The organism is Martelella sp. FOR1707 (assembly GCF_053484265.1).
The window spans coordinates 350,335-369,211 of record NZ_JBAKFP010000005.1 but is presented as its reverse complement, the minus strand read 5'-3'; the positions used below and the strand labels follow the sequence as shown (position 1 = coordinate 369,211).

The 18,877-nt window shown below is 62.1% G+C and carries 20 protein-coding genes and 1 tRNA gene; 13 read left to right on the top strand and 8 right to left on the bottom strand.

Features of this window, described 5'->3' with window-relative positions:
• Nucleotides 1-83 precede the first annotated feature (83 nt).
• Nucleotides 84-779: an orotate phosphoribosyltransferase gene (locus V6765_RS16030; protein ID WP_448430522.1), complete on the top strand. Its 696-nt coding sequence runs from the start codon at nt 84-86 to the stop codon at nt 777-779.
• A gap of 36 nt (nt 780-815) precedes the next feature.
• Entirely contained in the window at nt 816-1,742 is a 927-nt protein-coding gene (locus tag V6765_RS16025; RefSeq protein WP_448430520.1) for a carbohydrate kinase family protein, read from the top strand.
• A 15-nt stretch (nt 1,743-1,757) separates the two neighbouring features.
• Here the strand turns inward: V6765_RS16025 and V6765_RS16020 are convergent, their stop codons facing one another.
• Nucleotides 1,758-3,815 (bottom strand): M3 family metallopeptidase, encoded by a 2,058-nt coding sequence (locus V6765_RS16020; protein WP_448430518.1) that lies wholly within the window; start codon nt 3,813-3,815, stop codon nt 1,758-1,760.
• A 136-nt stretch (nt 3,816-3,951) separates the two neighbouring features.
• On the opposite strand from V6765_RS16020, the gene V6765_RS16015 reads away from it, so the two are divergent.
• From V6765_RS16015 to V6765_RS16005, 3 genes are all read left to right on the top strand, one after another.
• Complete coding sequence (locus V6765_RS16015) at nt 3,952-4,389, top strand: MarR family winged helix-turn-helix transcriptional regulator (protein ID WP_448430516.1); 438 nt, start codon at nt 3,952-3,954, stop codon at nt 4,387-4,389.
• Nucleotides 4,390-4,403: 14 nt separating this feature from the next.
• On the top strand, nt 4,404-5,699 hold the full coding sequence (locus V6765_RS16010; protein WP_448430514.1) for a multidrug effflux MFS transporter: 1,296 nt from the start codon (nt 4,404-4,406) through the stop codon (nt 5,697-5,699).
• Nucleotides 5,700-5,775: 76 nt separating this feature from the next.
• Nucleotides 5,776-6,465 carry a hypothetical protein gene (locus tag V6765_RS16005; protein WP_448430512.1) on the top strand — a complete coding sequence of 230 codons (690 nt, stop codon included), beginning with the start codon at nt 5,776-5,778 and terminating at the stop codon, nt 6,463-6,465.
• A 73-nt stretch (nt 6,466-6,538) separates the two neighbouring features.
• Here V6765_RS16005 and V6765_RS16000 read toward each other — a convergent pair whose 3' ends face one another.
• On the bottom strand, nt 6,539-7,759 hold the full coding sequence (locus V6765_RS16000; protein WP_448430510.1) for an argininosuccinate synthase: 1,221 nt from the start codon (nt 7,757-7,759) through the stop codon (nt 6,539-6,541).
• A gap of 275 nt (nt 7,760-8,034) precedes the next feature.
• Here V6765_RS16000 and V6765_RS15995 point away from each other — a divergent pair, with 275 nt between their 5' ends.
• The 4 genes from V6765_RS15995 (at nt 8,035) to V6765_RS15980 (ending at nt 11,080) form a co-directional block, all read left to right on the top strand.
• Nucleotides 8,035-8,901 carry an SDR family NAD(P)-dependent oxidoreductase gene (locus V6765_RS15995; RefSeq protein ID WP_448430508.1) on the top strand — a complete coding sequence of 289 codons (867 nt, stop codon included), beginning with the start codon at nt 8,035-8,037 and terminating at the stop codon, nt 8,899-8,901.
• The gene (locus tag V6765_RS15990; protein ID WP_448430506.1) at nt 8,891-9,232 is read left to right on the top strand and encodes a TfoX/Sxy family protein; all 342 of its coding nucleotides are present in this window, start codon (nt 8,891-8,893) and stop codon (nt 9,230-9,232) included. The genes V6765_RS15995 and V6765_RS15990 overlap by 11 nt, the downstream gene beginning before the upstream one ends.
• Nucleotides 9,233-9,343: 111 nt before the next feature.
• Complete coding sequence (locus tag V6765_RS15985; RefSeq protein ID WP_448430504.1) at nt 9,344-9,973, top strand: riboflavin synthase subunit alpha; 630 nt, start codon at nt 9,344-9,346, stop codon at nt 9,971-9,973.
• Nucleotides 9,974-10,132: 159 nt separating this feature from the next.
• Nucleotides 10,133-11,080 (top strand): hypothetical protein, encoded by a 948-nt coding sequence (locus V6765_RS15980; protein ID WP_448430502.1) that lies wholly within the window; start codon nt 10,133-10,135, stop codon nt 11,078-11,080.
• Nucleotides 11,081-11,100: 20 nt separating this feature from the next.
• Here V6765_RS15980 and V6765_RS15975 read toward each other — a convergent pair whose 3' ends face one another.
• The 3 genes from V6765_RS15975 to V6765_RS15965 are packed head-to-tail and all read right to left on the bottom strand — an operon-like array spanning nt 11,101 to nt 13,725.
• Nucleotides 11,101-11,625, bottom strand: a complete 525-nt coding sequence (locus V6765_RS15975; RefSeq protein WP_448430500.1) for a flavin reductase family protein — start codon at nt 11,623-11,625, stop codon at nt 11,101-11,103.
• Nucleotides 11,626-11,677: 52 nt separating this feature from the next.
• Complete coding sequence (locus V6765_RS15970) at nt 11,678-12,568, bottom strand: aldo/keto reductase (RefSeq protein ID WP_448430498.1); 891 nt, start codon at nt 12,566-12,568, stop codon at nt 11,678-11,680.
• Nucleotides 12,568-13,725 carry an LLM class flavin-dependent oxidoreductase gene (locus V6765_RS15965; RefSeq protein WP_448430496.1) on the bottom strand — a complete coding sequence of 386 codons (1,158 nt, stop codon included), beginning with the start codon at nt 13,723-13,725 and terminating at the stop codon, nt 12,568-12,570. Before V6765_RS15965 ends, V6765_RS15970 begins: the two co-directional genes overlap by 1 nt.
• 75 nt (nt 13,726-13,800) lie before the next feature.
• On the opposite strand from V6765_RS15965, the gene V6765_RS15960 reads away from it, so the two are divergent.
• The 3 genes from V6765_RS15960 to V6765_RS15950 all read left to right on the top strand — a co-directional run bounded on the left by V6765_RS15960 (nt 13,801) and on the right by V6765_RS15950 (nt 16,974).
• Nucleotides 13,801-14,508: a GntR family transcriptional regulator gene (locus V6765_RS15960; protein WP_448430494.1), complete on the top strand. Its 708-nt coding sequence runs from the start codon at nt 13,801-13,803 to the stop codon at nt 14,506-14,508.
• Between the two features lie 11 nt (nt 14,509-14,519).
• The gene (locus V6765_RS15955) at nt 14,520-15,635 is read left to right on the top strand and encodes a Gfo/Idh/MocA family protein (protein WP_448430492.1); all 1,116 of its coding nucleotides are present in this window, start codon (nt 14,520-14,522) and stop codon (nt 15,633-15,635) included.
• A 124-nt stretch (nt 15,636-15,759) separates the two neighbouring features.
• Nucleotides 15,760-16,974 (top strand): sensor domain-containing phosphodiesterase, encoded by a 1,215-nt coding sequence (locus V6765_RS15950; protein WP_448430490.1) that lies wholly within the window; start codon nt 15,760-15,762, stop codon nt 16,972-16,974.
• Nucleotides 16,975-17,135: 161 nt separating this feature from the next.
• Here the strand turns inward: V6765_RS15950 and V6765_RS15945 are convergent, their stop codons facing one another.
• The 3 genes from V6765_RS15945 to V6765_RS15935 all read right to left on the bottom strand — a co-directional run bounded on the left by V6765_RS15945 (nt 17,136) and on the right by V6765_RS15935 (nt 18,110).
• A complete protein-coding gene (locus V6765_RS15945) occupies nt 17,136-17,330 on the bottom strand; it encodes a hypothetical protein (RefSeq protein ID WP_448430488.1) in 195 nt (64 codons plus the stop codon).
• A gap of 287 nt (nt 17,331-17,617) precedes the next feature.
• A tRNA-Leu gene (locus V6765_RS15940) sits at nt 17,618-17,704 on the bottom strand.
• Nucleotides 17,705-17,807: 103 nt separating this feature from the next.
• Nucleotides 17,808-18,110: a SelT/SelW/SelH family protein gene (locus V6765_RS15935; protein ID WP_448430486.1), complete on the bottom strand. Its 303-nt coding sequence runs from the start codon at nt 18,108-18,110 to the stop codon at nt 17,808-17,810.
• Nucleotides 18,111-18,284: 174 nt separating this feature from the next.
• On the opposite strand from V6765_RS15935, the gene V6765_RS15930 reads away from it, so the two are divergent.
• A complete protein-coding gene (locus V6765_RS15930) occupies nt 18,285-18,773 on the top strand; it encodes a GFA family protein (protein ID WP_448430484.1) in 489 nt (162 codons plus the stop codon).
• Nucleotides 18,774-18,877 lie beyond the last annotated feature (104 nt).

Sequence of the window (18,877 nt, the reverse complement as noted above, 5' to 3'; positions counted from 1 at the left end):
AAGCGCTGCTCTTTCGGCAGCAGGCAATTGATTTTTCCCTTCAGACAGGGCACGGACAGACCCATCAGACAAAAGGAACCGAGATGACGCGCGCGAGTTTTACTGAGCCGGCGGTGATGGCCGACCTGATGGCCCGGATGCTGTGGGAAATCCAGGCGGTGCATTTCTCGCCCGACGAGCCCTACAAGCTCTCCTCCGGCCTTGTAAGCCCGGTCTATATCGACTGCCGGCGGCTGATCTCGTTTCCGCGGATCCGCTCCACCCTGATGGATTTCGCCGCAGCCAAGATCATGGCCGAGGCCGGCTTCGAACAGTTCGACTGCGTCGCCGGCGGCGAGACCGCAGGCATTCCCTTTGCAGCCTTTCTCGCCGACCGGCTCGACCTGCCGATGATCTATTGCCGCAAGAAGCCAAAGGGCTACGGCAAGAACGCGCAGATCGAAGGCCATATGCCGGAAGGCGCGCGGGTGCTGGTGATCGAGGACCTGACCACGGCGGGCGGCTCGATGTTCAACTTCATCGATGCGATCCGCAATGCCGGCGGCATCGTGAACCACGGCATGGCGCTGTTCTACTACGATATTTTCGCCGAAGCCGGGAAACGTTTCGATAATGGCGGCGTTGACCTACATTATATCGCAACATGGCAGAACGTGCTGGCGGTGGCGCGCGAGAAGAAACTGTTTGATGACAAGGCGCTCGATTCCGTCGCCGATTTTCTCGATCAGCCGATGGCATGGTCCAAGGCGCGCGGCGGCATTGACCAGCTGCCCGCCTGACGCCGCGAACGCGATAAAACGAACTGGGAGAAGACAATGATCCTTTGCTGCGGCGAAGCCCTTATCGACATGCTGCCCCGTGAGACCACAAAGGGCGAGCCGGCGTTTTCGCCCTATGCCGGCGGCGCGGTCTGCAATACGGCAGTGGCGCTTGCAAGGCTCGGCCGGCCGACCGGCTTCTTCTCGGGTATCTCATCGGACCTGATGGGCGATATCATCCGTGAAAAGCTCGATGCCTCCAATGTCGACCATTCTTATGTCGCCACCTCCGACCGGCCGACCACGCTCGCCTTCGTCAAGCTGGTGAACGGCGCGGCGAGCTACGCCTTTTATGACGAGAATACCGCCGGCCGGATGATCACCGAGGCCGACCTGCCGGAGATCGGCGATGATTGCAGCGCCATGCATTTCGGCGCGATCAGCCTGATCCCGGAGCCCTGCGGCTCGACCTACGAGGCGCTTTTGATGCGTGAAGCGGAGAGCCGCGTGATCTCGCTCGACCCCAATATCCGCACGAGCTTCATCACCGACCCCGACAAGCACCGTGCCCGGATCGAGCGGATGGCGGCGAAAGCCGATATTCTCAAATTCTCCGACGAGGATCTCGACTGGTTCGGGCTGGAAGGTTCGCTCGACGACAAGGCCCGCCACTGGATTGCAGCCGGTGCCAGCCTCGTTGTCGTGACCCGCGGCGGCGACAGCACGATCGCCTACACCGCTAAAGAGAAGGTCGAAGTGGCAAGCGAAAAGGTCGAGGTGGTCGACACCGTCGGCGCCGGCGACACGTTTGACGCCGGCATCCTCGCCTCGCTCGACCTCGCCGGCCTGCTCACCAAGGACAAGGTGAAGACGCTTTCCGCCGATGCCATCCGCGATGCGCTGGCCCTTGGCGCAAAGGCCGCCGCCGTCACCGTATCCCGCGCCGGCGCCAACCCGCCCTTCGCCCGCGAAATCGGACTATGATCGGGGGCTGGTTCCCTACACCAGCCCGCGGCCCTTCAGCATTGCCTCAGGGCCCGGCATGCGGCCCCGGAACGCCTGATAGGCCGCCTCGGGCGCGACAGAGCCGCCTTTGGTGAGGATTTCCGATTTGAGCTTGCCGGCGGTTGCCGGGTCGAAGACGTTGCCGGCCTCCTCGAAGGCCTCGAAGGCGTCGGCGTCCAGCACTTCGGACCACATGTAGGAATAATATCCTGCGGAATAGCCATCGCCGGAGAAGATGTGCAGGAAATGCGGGATGGCATGGCGCATCGCGATCGCCTTCGGCATGCCTATCGCATTGAGCACGCCGTCCTGGAACGCCACCGGATCGGCCGGCGGGTGTTCTGCCGTATGGAGACGCATGTCGACGATCGCGCAGGCGGTGTATTCGACGGTCGCGAAGGCCTGGCCGAAGGTCGCGGCGGCAAGCACCTTGTCCATCAGCGCCTCGGGCATCGGCGCGCCGGTTTCAGCATGGAGCGCGTAGGTCTTCAGCACCTCCGGCGTGGTCAGCCAGTGCTCGTAAAGCTGGGAGGGCAGTTCCACGAAATCGCGGTCGACGCCGGTGCCCGAGACCGAGGGATAGGTGACATCCGACAGCATGCCGTGCAGCGCATGGCCGAATTCGTGGAACAGGGTGCGGGCATCATCCAGCGATAGCAGCGCCGGCTTTCCGGCGGCGGGCTTGGCGAAATTGCAGACATTGATGACGATCGGGATTTCGCCCTCGTCTCCGTCTGGCAGGGTCAGCCGGTGCTGGCTCTGCAGGGCGTTCATCCACGCGCCGGAGCGCTTCGAGGTGCGGTTGAAATAGTCGCCGAGGAAAAGCGCGATCAGGTCATCGTCGCTATTGCGGATTTCATAGACCCGCACATCGGGATGATAGGCCTTCACATCCGGCTTCGCCACGGCGCGAATGCCGAACAGCCGCTCGGCCACGGCAAAACAGGCCTCGATGATCTTTTCGAGCTGAAGATAGGGCTTCACTTCGCTTTCGGAGAAATCGAACTTCCGGGCCTTCAGCTTCTCGGCGTAATAGCGCCAGTCCCAGGCCTCGATCTCGCCATTATAGCCTTCCTCGGCCGCCAGTTCGCGCAGTTCCGCTTCATCGGCGGCCGCAGCTTTCACGGCCTTTTCCCAGACATCCATCAAGAGCGCGTCGACGGCGTTCGCGGTCTTCGCCATGGTATTGTCGAGCTTCAGCGCGGCGAAATTCTCGTAGCCGAGAAGCGCTGCCTTTTCCGCGCGCAACGCCAGCGTTTCCTTCATGATTTCGCGGTTGTCATGCTCGCCGCCGGAAAGGCCGCGCGCGGTCCAGGCGCGGAACGCCTTTTCGCGCAGGTCGCGACGGGCCGAAAGCGTCAGGAACGGCTCCACGATCGAGCGCGACAGGGTGACGGCATACGCGCCCTCGCGGCCGCGCTCGCTGGCCGCGCCCGCCATCGCATCCACCAGAAAATCGGGCAGGCCGGCAAGCTCGTCGTCCTCCGTCAGAAACATCGCCCAGTCGCTCTCGTCAGCCAGCACGTTCTGGCCGAAGGCTGCGCCGAGTTCGGCGAGCCGGCGGTTGACGGCGGCCAGCCGCTCCTGCGCCTCGCCCTCAAGCTGCGCCCCGGAGCGGACAAAGCCCTTCCAGTGTCGTTCCAGAACACGCAATTGCTCGCCGGTGAGCCCCAGCCCATCGCGCGCCTGCCAGAGCGTGTCGATGCGCTGGAACAGCGTCTTGTTGGCGCCAATCGCGGAGTAGTGGCTGGAGAGCTTCGGCACGATCTCGCGCTCGATCTTCTGGATTTCGGGATTGGTGTCTGCCCCGGCCCTTGTGAAGAACACCGCACTGACCCGCGACAGCGCATCGCCGGCAACCTCCAGCGCGTCGACCGTGTTGGCAAAGTCGGGGGCATCCGGATTGGCGGCGATCGCGTCGATCTCGCGGTCATGGTCGGCCATCGCCCAGTCGAAGGCGGCGGCAAAATCGCCCTCCGTGATGCGGTTGAATTCGGGCAGGCCCGCAAAACCCTCCCAGCGGATGAGAGCGCTGTTGATCGTGTCGGTCATGTCGCATCGGTCCTTTCATGCTGGCTGGCGGCCTATCATGTGTGTGCGGCAGACGCGGCTTCAAGGCAAGGGCCTTGATTGCACCATCCAAAAATAGTAAGCAATGCTTACTAAATGTCGAATGACGGGAAAGGGTATGACGCACGCGCCAACCGAAAGACTCGGTTTTCTTCTGAGCGATGTGGCGCGGCTGTTTCGCGCGGCCTTCGAACGCGAGATCGCGAAAAGCGGGCTCGGCGTCACGCCGGGCGAGGCGCGCGCGCTCACCCGCATTGCCGCCAGCAACGGCGTGCGCCAAAGCGAGATCGCGGTGGCGCTCGGTATCGAACCGATGACGCTGTCGCGCTATGTCGACGGGCTGGAAAAGGCCGGCTTGATCGAGCGCCGCGTCGATCCGAAGGACGGGCGCGCCAGATGCGTATCGATGACGGAAAGGGGCGAGGCCGTGCTCGCGGACATTCGCGCGCATACGGACGATCTGGTGGCGCGCCTGCAGGCGGACCTTCCCGAAAGCGACAGGCAGGCGCTTTTCCGGGCGCTCAGAACCATGCGCGACAATTTCGCGCGGCTTTGAAAGATGACGCGAGGATGATTCAGCCCACAGCAACCCGGCCGTTGATGAGCGAAGGGCGCACAAGCGTGCTGGGCGCGGCGCTCTCCATGCTCGGCCCGATTTCGCTGTCGCTTTATACGCCCGCCATGCCGGCGCTGACGCAGGCGCTTGCCACCACCGATGGCGCGATCAAGCTTTCGCTGTCGCTCTATTTCGGCGGCTTTGCCTTCGCCATGCTTGCCACCGGCCCCCTGTCGGATGCATTCGGGCGGCGGCGCACGGTCGTGTGGTTTCTGGCGCTCTATCTGCTCGGCAGCATCCTCGCCGCCTTCGCGGGCAGCGTGTCGATGCTGCTGGCGGGCCGCCTGATCCAGGGCATCGGCGCATCGGTGGGGCTCACCGTCGGCCGCGCGATCGTGCGTGACCAGTTCACCGGCGAGCCGGCCTCGCGGATCCTCAACATGCTCGGCATCATGCTGGCCACCGGACCCGCAATCGCGCCCACCATCGGCGGCATCATCCTTTCGCTGGTCGGCTGGAAGGCGATCTTCGTCGCCATGATCGGCTTTGGCCTCACGCTCGGCGCGCTGGTGCTTCTCTTGATGCCGGAGACTGGAAAGCCGGATCGCGCCAAGGCCCGGCCGCTGCCGTTGCTCAAGGCCTATGGCCGGCTGTTGCGCAGCCAGCACTTCATGGCGTCGTCGCTGGTGATCGCCGCGTCGGCGGGCTCGCTCTATGCGCTCGCCTCGATCCTGCCCTTCGTGATGATCAATGTTGCCGGCCTCACGCCCTCGCAATTCGGCCTCGGCATGCTGATGCAGACCGGCTGCTACTTCTCCGGCTCGGTGGTCTTCCGGATTTTGCTGCGCTGGTTTACCTCGCGCGCCCAGGTGGCCTTCGGCCTGTTCTTCGTCGCCCTTGGCGCGGTTTCGCTGGCGATCTCCACCGAGCTCCTGACGATCTCCTATCTTTCGGTGATGCTGCCGGTCGGCTGTTTCGCCTTCGGCCTCGCCTTCCTGATGCCCTATATCACCAATGCCGCGCTGCTGCCCTTTCCCGATATTGCCGGCTCCGCCTCGGCAATGATGGGCTTCATGCAGATGGGCTCGGGCCTCGTCACCGGCATGATCGCCGCCGCCCTCGGCTCCCCCGTACTCGCCATGCAGATCATGGTGCCGGCCATGGGCGCGATCGCTGTCGCCTGCTATCTCTGGCTCCGCCTGATCGAGGGGCGGGAACCGGCATCGCCGGAAATCCGGGAGCCCGCCGAACAGCCCGCGGCCGGCGGCGACTGGAACAAGGACCCCCAGCGTTCCGCGGCGATGAAATAGCGGAAACCGCTCCTTTTACTAGTATTTATAGCGCAAGCCCTCTAAGGTTGAGATTGTCGTTCCGGGGGCACAGACCATGTTGCGCAATGCGCTCGATTTCATGCGGGCCAATGTCGGGTTCTTTGCGATCGTGATCGTCGCGACGGCGGTTCTTCCCGCGCTCGCGCCCGCCGCCATCGCGAGCCTGCTGGAGATCGTCGCAAGCAGCGCGCTTCTCTTTCTCATCTACAGGCGGCTCCTGCGACAGGCCTCCTTGAACCCCTTCAGCCCCGGCGCGGGGGTCGCGCCTGCGGAACTGTTCGGCTTCGTCTGGCGCGACCTTGTCATCGTGGTCATATCGGTGGCCATTCCAATCCTGCTGCTTCTGGCCGTGACCCGTGTCGACCTGGCGAATGTGAACGTCAGCATCGCCCTGATCTACGGGTCTACCGTGCTTCTCGAGCTTTCCGCGGTCTGGGGCATTGCCTATTTCGGCACATGGCTCCCGGCATATGTCTATGGCCAAAACCCGACATTCCAGGCAGCGCGAAAGCGCGGTCAGGCGAGTTTCGGCTCGCTTGCTTGGCGGTTCACGCTCTTATCGCTGGGGGTGCTCGCCATCGGTTTCGCGCTCGTCCAGATTGACAGTCCGCTCGGACTTTCCGATGCGACATGGCTTCACTGGCTCATCATCATCCCGATCACCGGCGCCATCAACTGGTTCGTCAGTGTCTATATCGCCGTGGCGCTGTGCCAGGTCTATCTGACGCTCGAAAAGATCGTCTGACGCCGCCGGGGTGAGGTCCCCGGAGGCGAGGTCGACGAGGCAACTGGGTCGCCGCCTCGTCTTGCAAGATTGCTCACATCCGGTCGCGCTTGGCGAGCGTGCGCAGGCGCAGCGAATTGAGCTTGATGAAGCCGGCGGCGTCCTTCTGGTCGTAGGCGCCGTGATCGTCCTCGAAGGTGACGAGGGCTTCGGAGTAGAGCGATTTGTCGCTCTCGCGGCCGATGACCATGACATTGCCCTTGTAGAGCTTCAGCGTCACCTCGCCCTCGACATGCTCCTGGCTCTTGTCGATCGCGGCCTGCAGCATCGCCCGTTCCGGCGAGAACCAGAAGCCGTAATAGATCAGCTCGGCATATTTCGGCATCAGCTCGTCCTTGAGGTGCGCCGCGCCCCGGTCGAGCGTGATGGATTCAATGGCGCGATGCGCTGCCAGAAGAATGGTGCCGCCGGGGGTCTCGTAGACGCCGCGCGACTTCATGCCGACGAAGCGGTTTTCGACGAGATCAAGCCGGCCGATGCCGTTGTCGCGGCCGTAATCGTTAAGCTTTGCCAAGATCGTCGCCGGGCTCAGGCGCTCGCCATTGATCGAGACCGCGTCGCCCTTTTCGAAACCGACCTTGATGATCGTCGCCTTGTCGGGCGCTGCTTCCGGAGAGACGGTGCGCATATGGACATATTCCGGGGCTTCGACCGCCGGGTCTTCCAGCACGCGGCCTTCGGAGGAGGAGTGCAGCAGGTTGGCGTCGACCGAGAACGGCGCTTCGCCGCGCTTGTTCTTGGCGATCTGAATCTGGTGGCTTTCGGCGAATTCCAGAAGATCGGTCCGGCTCTTGAACGACCAGTCGCGCCACGGCGCGATGATCTTGATATCCGGGTTCAGCGCATAGGCCGACATTTCGAAGCGAACCTGGTCATTGCCCTTGCCGGTAGCGCCGTGAGCGATCGCATCGGCGCCGGTCTTCTCGGCGATCTCGATAAGGTGCTTGGAGATCAGCGGCCGGGCGATCGAGGTGCCGAGCAGGTAGACGCCCTCATAAACGGCATTGGCGCGGAACATCGGGAACACGAAATCGCGCACGAATTCCTCGCGCACATCCTCGATGAAGATTTCCTTCACGCCCGCCTGTTCGGCCTTCAGGCGCGCCGGTTCCAGCTCCTCGCCCTGGCCGAGATCGGCGGTGAAGGTGACGACTTCAGCGCCGAGCTCGGTCTGGAGCCATTTCAGGATGATCGAGGTGTCGAGTCCGCCGGAATAGGCGAGCACGACCTTCTTGACGTCTTTATGCGTTGCCATTTGTTCAGTCCATTCGCATTGGGCTCGCGCGAGCCGGAATAATTAGGGTGACGTTTTAGCGGCTTTGCCGGGACACGCAAGGAAAACCGCCGCCCCACGGGCCACCGAGGCGGATTTTGCGCATTGACAGCGGCTGTCTTTGTGAAAACAGTCGTTAGAGTGCGCCCGGTTCTCGACGTGGGCGGATCGTTTCGGCGAAAACGGCCTTGGGATGAGGAAATCGTGCCTGTTTTGCCGCTGATGGTCGAATGAAAAAGATTGATGGGAGGCATCACATGACTGAGCATCCGGCACTCAAAGCGGGCAATTCCGCTGTCATTACCGGCGGCGCATCCGGCATCGGCCTTGCCGCCGCCAAGGCCTTTATCGACCTCGGCATGAATGTGATGATCGCCGACCTGAAGGGCGAGCGGCTGAAGCGGGCCGGAAACGAGTTGGCAGAGCTTGCCGAGAAGAAGGGCGTGAAGGCGGAAGCCCACGCCACCGACGTTTCCGATCTGTCGGAACTGGAGGAGCTTGAGCGCGCCGCCAACCGCGCCTTTGGCAATATCCATGTGCTGATGAACAATGCCGGCATCCAGCCCGGCACCGGCATTTTCGGCAAGCAGATGCCGTGGGACCGGATCATCGGCGTCAATCTTACGGGCGTGATCAACGGCACCCGCATCTTCGCGCCGGAAATGCGCGCCCATGGCGAGCCGGCGGTGATCATCAACACCGGCTCCAAGCAGGGCATCACCACGCCGCCCGGCAACCCGGCCTATAATGTTGCAAAAGCCGGGGTGAAGGCGTTTACCGAGGCGCTGCAGCATGAATTGCGCAATATCGAGGGCTGCAAGCTCGAGGCGCATCTCTTGATCCCCGGCTTCGTGTTCACGCCGCTGACCGCCAATGGCCGCGACGAAAAGCCCAAGGGCGCCTGGACGCCGAAACAGACGGTCGAGTTCATGCTGAAAAGCCTGGAAAACGGCGATTTCTACATCCTGTGCCCGGATGGCGAGGTCGACCGCGCCACGGACGAAAAGCGGATGATGTGGGCGATCGGCGATATCGTCGAGAACCGCCCGCCGCTGTCGCGCTGGCATCCCGATTACGGCGATGCCTTCAAGGCCTATCTGAACGGGAGCAGCGATGGCCATTGACGAGGAACTGGCGGCCCGTGTGCGCGACCGTCTCGAAGGCCTCGAAGGGGTGAGCGAGAAAAAGATGTTCGGCGGGCTCTGCTTTCTGGTGAACGGCCATATGGTGGCCGCCGCCAGCCGAAGGAATGGCGAGGGGCGTTACCTGTTCCGCATCGGCAAGGAAAACGCCGATGCCGCAGCCAAGCTCGGCCAGTCCGAGCCGATGGTGCATGGCGGACGCAAGATGTCCGGCTTCTATTTCGTCGATGCCGACGATCTCAGCGATGCGCATTTTGCAGAATGGCTGTCGATCGCCGTCGAAAACGCTTTCTCGCTGCCGCCGAAGGCTTAGACGCTCTGTCGCCCGTAGCGCTCTTGTTTTCGGCCGAACGCCCGCTCATATTGCCGCCTGACCCAGGATTTCATGAAAGTCGCGCGGCCCCCGCGTGGCGGGAGAGCCATTATGTATACCGGCATCGTCCAGGCCGTCCGGCCGCTTTCCGATATCACCGCCTATCCCGGCGGCAAGACCTTCACCATCGAATTCACCGATGAACTGCTGGAAGGGCTGAAGCTCGGCGCCAGCGTCAACATCGAAGGCGTCTGCCTCTCGGTCACGGGCATTGACGGCCATCATGTCACCTTCGATGCCATGAACGCCACGCTGGAGCGCACCAATCTCGGCACGCTTGCCGCAGGCGACGGCGTCAATCTGGAGCGCTCGGCCAAGATGACGGATGAGAATGGCGGCCACGTGATCGCCGGCCATGTGGCGACAACCGCCACCGTGGAAGCAATCAGCACCGCGGTGGAAAGGGCCTTCATCCGTTTCCGCGTGCCGGAAGAATGGGCGAAATATATCTTCCCGCGCGGTTATCTGGCCGTCAACGGCTGCAGCCTGACGGTGGCGGAGGTCGAGGACAACCTGTTCACCATCAACCTGATCCCGGAAACGCTGCGCCAGACCACATTTTCCCGCTACAGGCCCGGCGACCTTCTGAACATCGAGGTCGACCACCAGACCATGGTGCTGGTCGACGTTATCGAACGCACCGTCTCGCGCGTCCTGCCGGGACTGATTGCCGGGCGCTGACCGGGTTGTCCTCGGAAAGAATCCAAACGCTTTCGAGCACTTGGCGAGCGAGATTAACGGGCCGGTAACCATCTTTTCCTCTCGACCCTTCCCCGTCGTCCGGGCTTCACATTCGGCGCTATACTCCGCGTGACGGACCAAGGCAGTCGGGGGCAAGCGATGACATTTAAATTTCTACTGGCGGCGACATGTCTGGTCGCCTCCTCCGCTGCGGCCGAGCCCGCGAATTTCATCTATTCGGGCGATGCCGATGAGGCGACGCTGACGCGCCTGTTGCAGCGGCCCGATATTGAAGGGTTCCAGCAGATCTACAGCTGGCGGCAACTCGAGCCCGGCGAAGGCGTGTATGACTTCTCGGCGATCGAGACAGACCTCGCCCGCACCGAGGCGCTGGGCAAGCAATTCTTCATCCAGATCCAGGACCGTTTCTTCTCCAACGAAGCCCGTCGCCTGCCCGACTATATCCTGACCGATCCGGTCTATGACGGCGGCCTCGTGGCCCAGATGGACGGAAATGGCGAGGAGTTGCCCCTGCAGCAAGGCTGGGCCGCGATCCAGTGGAACGACGCGCTGCGGACGCGCTTCCAGTCATTGCTGACGGCGCTCGCCGAGGAATTCAACGGCCGCATTGCCGGCATCAACCTCCCCGAAACCGCGATCGATATCGACATGAAGGCCGATACAACCGGTTTTTCCTGCGATGCCTATGTCGATGCCGAGCTCGACAATCTGCGCCACGCCCGATCCGTTTTCACCGAGAGCGACGTGGTGCAGTATGTGAATTTCTGGCCGTGCGAATGGAATAACGACCACGGCTATATGGAGCGGCTGTTCGAGATGGCGGCGGCGGAGGGCATCGGCCTTGGCGGTCCCGACATCGCGCCATATCGGAAGGGTCAGATGAAGAACGCCTATCCGTTCTTCCACGGTTATCGCGACCGGCTGCCGGTGGTCGCCATGGCCATTCAGGAGCCGACGCTGAAATACAAAAACGAGAAGACCGGCAAGCCCTATACCAGGGCAGAATTCGTTGATTTCGCCGAGAATTACCTTGGCGTCGATATCATCTTCTGGACGCCCGAAGCGCCCTGGCTTTCCGAAAGCTGAACCGGCGGGCCGGCGGCATTTCAGCGGTGATGGGCAAACCGGCCGAAGGCGCCGCGTGAGAAGATCAGCGGCTCGCCCTCGCCGTGAGCGGCGCGCAACACCCGACCGACCACGATGGTGTGATCGCCGGCGTCATGGGCATCGGCGCGGACGCATTCGAACCGGGCCAGCGTTCCCGCAAGCACCGGCACGCCTTCTTCGTTCAGGTGATGGTCGAGGCCTTCAAACGCCGCTCCGCCGCGGGTGAAGCGGGCGGAAAGGTCGTGCTGGTCGGCCTTCAGCACATGGATGGCGAAATGGCGGGCGCCGGCGAACAGGTCGTGGCGGCGCGAAGACTTGGCCGGCGACCACAGCACCAGCGGCGGATCGAGCGAGACCGAGGCGAAGCTGTTGACCGTCATACCCTGCGGCCCGGCATCGCCCTGCAGCGTGACCACGGTGACGCCGGTGGAAAACGCGCCCAGCGCATGGCGATAGCGGCGGTTGTCGGTTGGGTCGGGCACGAACACATTGTCTTTTGCAATCGCCATCTGGTGCAGCGTCATTCTCCATTTCTTGCCGCATTTTCGCGGACGTCCGGCGTAACCGCGAAATGCGCTATGGAACCTCGTATCCGCGCGCGGTCTCGAACAGGGCGAACCAGTCCTGACGGTCGAGTTCGACCTTTTCGGCGTCGGCAATCGTGGCAATCCGATCGAGATTGTTGGTGCCGAGCACCGGCAGAATATTGGCCGGATGCGCCAGCAGCCACGCGATGGCGACGGCAGATGCATCGACGCCGAAGCTCTGGCCGTTCGCCTCCAGCGCGGAAAGCAACGGCTTACCGGCTTCAGAGAACAGGCGACCGCCGCCAAGCGGCGACCATGCCATCACCGGCAGCGTGCGCTCCTGCAGAAAGGCGAGGTCGCCATTGGTGAAGGGCTCGGTCGCCAGCAGGCCCAGTTCGATCTGGTTGGTGGCGAGCCAGGTTTCCATATTGGCCTGCAGCAGGGTGAAATCATGCGGGCGGAAATTGGAAACGCCGGCGGCAAGGATCTTGCCCTCGGCCACCAGATCGTCCAGCACACGGCCGGTCTCCTCCGGATCGATCATCGGATCGGGACGGTGAATCAGCAGCAGGTCGACATGATCCGTCGCCATATCCGTGAGCGATGCCTCGACCGAGGCGCGGATATGGCTTGCCGAGGTGTCGTAATGCTTCACTCGCGCACCGGCATGCCGGCCCATCGGCGCCACGATGCCGCATTTGGTGACGATCTCGATCCTGTCGCGCAGGCCGGGAGACCCCTTCAGCGCTGCCCCGAGCACGGCTTCCGCTGTATAGCCGCCATAGACATCGGCATTGTCCATGGTGGTGATGCCCTGCGCCAGGCAGGCCTCCACCTTGGCCTGAACGGTCTTCGGCGTGGCATCGCCCTCGGCGATCCGCCACATGCCGTAGACCAGACGGCTGAAACTCAAATCCTTCGCGATATCGACCCGCTGCATCAATGCCTCTCTCCAACGCCGAGCGGCGTTGCCGGTGTGGTTTCTGGTACCCGGCCATATACATGCGGCAGCGAGCAGGTCTCAAGCGCGGGCAGAACTTTCGTGCCGAAATGATCGGCCTCGTCGAGATGCGGATAGCCGGAGAGTATGAAGGCGCGAATGCCCATGTCGCGATATTCGGCAAGCTTGGAGAGAACCTGATCGGTGGAGCCGACCAGCGCCGCGCCGCAGCCAGAGCGGGCGCGACCAATGCCGGTCCAGAGACCGGGCTCGACATAACCGAACTGGTCGGCGAGTTCGCGCGCGCGAGCCTGATGCGAGACGCCGAGCGAGGCGGCGTCATGGGCGCGGTCGCGGATCAGCCGTCCATATTCATCATCGAGCTTCGAGACCAGATGATCGGCATATTCGCGCGCTTCCTTCTCGGTATCGCGCACGATGACATGGACGCGCAGACCGTAATCGAGCGTGCGGCCATGGGCGGCGGCGCGCTCATGAACCGCCTTCATCCGCTCGGCGAGTTGGTCCTTCGTCTCCGGCCACATCAGATAGACGTCGCATTGCGCGCCGCAAAGCTCCAGCGCATCCGGCGAATAGCCGCCGAAATAGAGCAGCGGCCCGCCATTTTGCTGGTAGGGACGCGCGGGCTCGGTCGTGACCTTGTGGAACTGATAGATCTCGCCGTCGAAATTGATCTCGTCACGGGTCCAGGCCTGGCGCAGGATCTCCACCACCTCATGGCTGCGGCGGTAGCGATAGGCACTGTCGGCCTCCTCGCCCGGAAAGTTGGAGGAGATCACGTTCAGCGTCAGCCGGCCCTTCAGCATGTGATCGAGGGTGGCGACCGTGCGCGCCAGCATGATCGGCTGCATCTCGCCGCAGCGGATCGCCGCCAGGAAATTGATCTTTTCCGTAATCGGCGCGCAGCCCGCCACGAAACTCAGCGTGTCCTGCCCCACCTGATAGGATGAGGGGCACAGGATATTGCGGAAGCCGTGGCCTTCCGCCCTCTTCACGATGTCGGAACAGTGTTCGAAGGACGAACGCAGGCTGCCATCCGGCACGCCGAGATAGGCGTAGTCATCCGAACACAGCGCGGAAAACCACGAAACTTCGGCAGCGTTCAGATCGGCGGATGTGACGGGCACGACGGTCATGCGTTTCTCCCAATTTTTTGCTTGCGTATCATCAAATTTCGAGTAAATCAATAGTGTATCAATTTTGAGGTGACGATGAAATCCCGCAATGATGGCAGCCTTCCGGTCTATCTGCAGATCGTGGAACTGATCGTGCGCGATCTGGCGGCCGGTCGGCTGGTCGACGGCGAGAAACTCGCGCCCGAACGCAAGCTTGCCGCCGAGCTGAATGTCGCGGTCGGGACGCTGCGCAAGGCGCTCACCGAACTGGAGGCGCGCGGGCTGCTGGAGCGCCGCCAGGGCTCTGGCAATTACGTACGCGCGATCGCCGATCCCGCGAGCGTCTACACCATGTTCCGGCTGGAGCTGATCGAAGGCGGCGGTCTGCCGACGGCGCGGCCGCTCTCCGTGGACCTTATGGACAAGCCGGTGGATTTGCCGGCGTTCGGCTCCTCGGCCAGGGCCCACCGCATCCGCCGCCGCCGCTTCGTCGGCAAGAAATTCGCAGCACTTGAGGAAATCTGGCTCGATGCCGCCTATGCCGAGATGCTCACCATGACCGATCTCTCCGAAAGCCTCTATCTCCACTATCGCACGAAGCTCGGTCTCTGGATCACGCGGGCAGAGGACCGGATCGGGCTTGGATCCGTGCCGGACTGGACGCCGGATGATTTCGGCCTTGCCGCCGGCGCGCCGGTGCCCGAGGTGCAACGCATCTCCTTCGACCGGGACGGCGAGAAGGCGGAATTTTCATACACATGGTTCGACCCGGCGGTGGTGCGCTATGTCGCGCGGCTCAAATAGGAGGGGCTGAGGTGAAGGCAATCTACGGCATTATCGGCTGCGGCATGATGGGACAGGAGCATCTGCGCAATATTGCGCTTCTGCCTGACGCAGAAATCGGCGCGATCTTCGAGCCCGAACCGGAGATGCGCGAAAAGGCGGCAGCCCTCGCCCCGCAGGCGAAGCTTTGCCACAGCCTCGCCGAACTGCTTGCGGTGGAGGCGATCACCTGCCTGTTGATCGCCAGCCCCAACCACCTGCATCTGTCGCAGATGGAGGCGATCGCTCGCACGCGGCCGCTGCCGCTGATGGTGGAAAAGCCGCTTTTCACTGATCCCGGCGATACCGCCCGGGTAACCGCTTTCAAGGCAAATTATCCCGCGCCGGTCTGGGTGGCGATGGAATACCGCTACATGCCGCCGATCGCGCGACTTTTGGCCGAGGCGGACAGCGTGACCGGCGGCGTGCGGATGCTGAGCATACGCGAACACCGCTTTCCGTTTTTGACCAAGGTCGGCAACTGGAACCGGTTCAACCGCTATTCCGGCGGCACGCTGGTGGAGAAATGCTGCCATTTCTTCGACCTGATGCGGCTGGTGATGAAAAGCGACCCCGTGCGGATCATGGCCAGCGGCGGCCAGGCCTTCAACCATCGCGACGAGGTGATCGACGGCCATGAGCGGCCGGATGTCTGGGACCACGCCTATGTCATCGTTGACTTCGCCTCGGGAGCCCGCGCGGCGCTGGAGCTTTGCATGTTCGCCGAGGGGTCGCGCTATCAGGAAGAAATTTCGGCGATCGGCCCCGAAGGCAAGATCGAATGCCACGTGCCGGGCCCGACCCGCTTCTGGCCGGCCAACCTCGGCGCGCCGCCGGAGGCCCGCATGGTCTATTCTCCGCGCAACCCCAAGGGCCCGCGCGAAACGGTGATCCCGGTTGATCCAACGCTCTTGATGGCGGGCGATCACAACGGTTCGACCTTCTACCAGCACCAGAGTTTTGTCGCCGCGATCGCCGGTTCGCGACCGGTGGAGGTGAGCCTCGAGGATGGCTGGTGGGCCGTTGCCATGGGCCACGCCGCCCAGCAATCTGCCATGAGCGGCCACGCGGTGAAGCTCGAAGGCGACCATTTCAGGGTCCAGACTTGATAAAAGGCAAGAAATTCAACACCGAAGCGGTCGTTCTACTGCGTAAGACCAACGTTGAAACTGGACGGAGACACAAGAACCGCTGTAGCATGCAAACAAGCACGAAACAGCGGACGCTAAAAAGATGGGTCGCCTACCTCTCAACCTGACGCTGGAACCGATAGAGCAGCCCAGAGACGCCGTCGACATCATTCTGGAGACGGTGCGTACGCATTTCGACATGGAGGTCGCCTATCTTTCCGAGATCGTCGACGGCCAGTCGGTTTTCCGCGCCGTCAGCGCCCCGGGTTTCGAGGCGCTCGTCGGCCCCGGAACGGTGATGCCGCTGTCGGCGGTCTACTGCCAGCACATTCTCGACGGCCTGTTGCCGAACCTGATGGCCGATACCAGCGAGCACCCGCTTGCGGTTGCCATGCCGATCACGCAGAACGTGCCGATCGGCGCGCATATGAGCCTGCCGGTCTATCGCGACAATGGCGAGGTATACGGCATGTTTTGCTGTCTGCGCACCACGCCGCATCCGGACCTAGGGGAACGCGACCTGGCGGTTATGGAAACCTTCGCCGGACTTGCTGCCAGGCAGATCAATGACGGCCTGCGTCGCCGCGCGGACACGGCCGACATTCACGCGCGGCTCGATGGCGCACTCTTTGAGAACGGCTTCAGGATCGTACTGCAGCCGGTGGTGGATCTTGAAACCCTGCGGCCGATCAAGTTCGAGGCCCTGTCGCGATTTGCCGACGGCAGGCCCCCCAATATCTGGTTCGAGGAGGCCCAACAGGTGGGCCGACAGGTCGAGCTCGAGATCGCAGCCATTGAAAAGGCCCTGGCATTGCTCGGCGACATCCCGCAGGAAATGGCGATCGGCTTCAACGCCTCCCCGCAGACCATCGCCAGCGGCGCGCTGCTACAAGCGATCGGCCATATGCCGCCCGAGCGGCTTGTGCTGGAGATCACCGAACACGACGTGGCGGAGGATTTCAACGAACTCGCCACCGCGCTCGAAGGTCTGCGTCGGCGAGGCATACGCACCGCCGCCGATGATGTCGGCGCCGGGTTCTCCGGCCTGATCGCGCTTTTGCGCATGCGGCCGGATATCCTCAAGCTCGACATCGAACTGGTGCGCGACATCAATTCCAACCTCGCCAAACAGGCGCTTGTGCTGGGTATGGTCGACTTCGCCCGCCAGACCGGCGCGCTCACCATCGCCGAAGGCGTGGAAACCGAAGAGGAATACGCAACCCTGCTCCGCCTCAAGGTCGATCTGGGCCAGGGCTACCTGTTCGGCAGACCGATGGACATTGGCGGTGCGCAGGAATGGCTGGCGGAAAGACGTTAGAGCCATCCCGCGTTTCACGGAAACGCGAAATGGCTCTATCTCTTTGTTGTCACGCAATTCCGGACGGTGAACCGGTGTCCACTTCACCTGGAATTGCTCTAGAGCCTATCAACAAGAACGCGCCGCCGGATCTTTACTCGACGACGCGTTATACGCGATCACTATTCTTCTCCGAGGTCCTTTTCATTATGTATAAGCTCGAGTGCTCCATACATACGAACCGCGGCAGCGCTGTAACCCAGCTTGATGGCAAGATCCAAAGACGTTTCTATGGACCTTAACATTCTCGTTTTCTTTGATTCTTCAATCAACCAGCGACCAGCGCGCTCCTGATTTTCCGCACTAATATCATGCATTCCTTCACCTCCCTTTTATATTTTCTGAGGCGCGCCCTGTTGCACAATAGCTGTATATTTCGATAGATGAATAATTGAAAACCCTGATACAGGCAATACTAATGATTGTATAAATTGTTACTATTGGGGCGTTTTATTTCAAATCCCGAAGGTAGACTACAACCGAACCGGGAAATTCTGTCAAAGCGCACGACTTATACGGCATCAATGACGTCCGGGCGTAACAACAGCCGTCCGGTTCCCGCGAGAATAGCGGGGCAAAACAAAATCAGGATATCGAGATGAATTGGTGCCCAGAAGAGGACTCGAACCTCCACACCCTTGCGAGTACCAGCACCTGAAGCTGGCGCGTCTACCAATTCCGCCATCTGGGCAATGACGGCTCGTTTAAGAGGCGTGGCGGCATTAGTCAACGGGTATTTGACGTTTTCGCGACAAAAAAGCTGTTCGCCTCGACCGGACCTGTCGTCTGCCGCCTCAGTCCTGCTTTCCGGGCTCGCCCGCGCGATCGACATGGCCGAGATCGCGATCGGGATCGATGATGTCGCGGACCTTCTGCTTGAGCTCCTTGGGGCCGGGAAAGCCGCCATCGCGCTTGCGCTCCCAGATCAGTTCATCATCGACCCAGATCTCGAAAATGCCCCCGGTGCGCGGCTCGAGCGTGACCGCGCCGATTTCGAGCGAGAAGGTCGAAAGCAGTTCCTGCGCGATCCATGCCGAACGCATCAGCCAGTTGCACATGCTGCAATAGACAATTCTGATTCTCGGCTTTTCCGCCATGCGCCGCCTCCTTTTCGCGAATGTCCTGATTAGAACAGGTGCGGAGGAAATAGATAGCGCCTCATTGCCCGCCAAGGCTCAAAACATAGAAAACCTCCGACGCCGAGGCAAGACAAGTTGCCCGCAGCCCGGCGCCATGCTTTGCTGCGCCGAGGCAAGATGGGGAAGCGGTGAATGTCCGACGCAGTTTTCGAGGGCGGCTGTTTTTGCGGCGCCATACGTTTCAAGATGAACAGGCGCCCGATGTTCATCCACGCCTGCCACTGCCGGGATTGCCAGCGCCAGACCGGCGGACCGTTTGCCATAAACGGGCTCATTGAAGGGGATGCTATCGAAATCGCAAGCGGCACGCCGGCCGAACACCGCCTTCCCACCACCAGCGGACGGGCGCATGTCCTTTCGGCCTGCGCCGATTGCGGGGCCCCGCTCTTAAGCGACTATGGCGGACGCGGCTGGCTGAAATTCGTGCGGATCATGGCCCTGGACGAGGCCGACCACTTCGAGCCCGATGTCCACATCTACACGCGCTCGAAACTGCCTTGGCTGCCATTGCCGGCGGGGGCGCGGGCATTCGATGCCTATTACGAGATGAGCGAGGAATGGCCCGAAGAAAGCCTCGCCCGCCGGGCCGACGCCGAGGCGCGGCACAAAAGCCGACAGTGAGCCTTCCATGCAACGGTGAAAAAGCGATGCAGCCGACATGGAACCAACCGGCCCCTCCTGCAGTTGATTTTTGAAGCCAGATAAGCCTTTCTTGTGTTTGAACC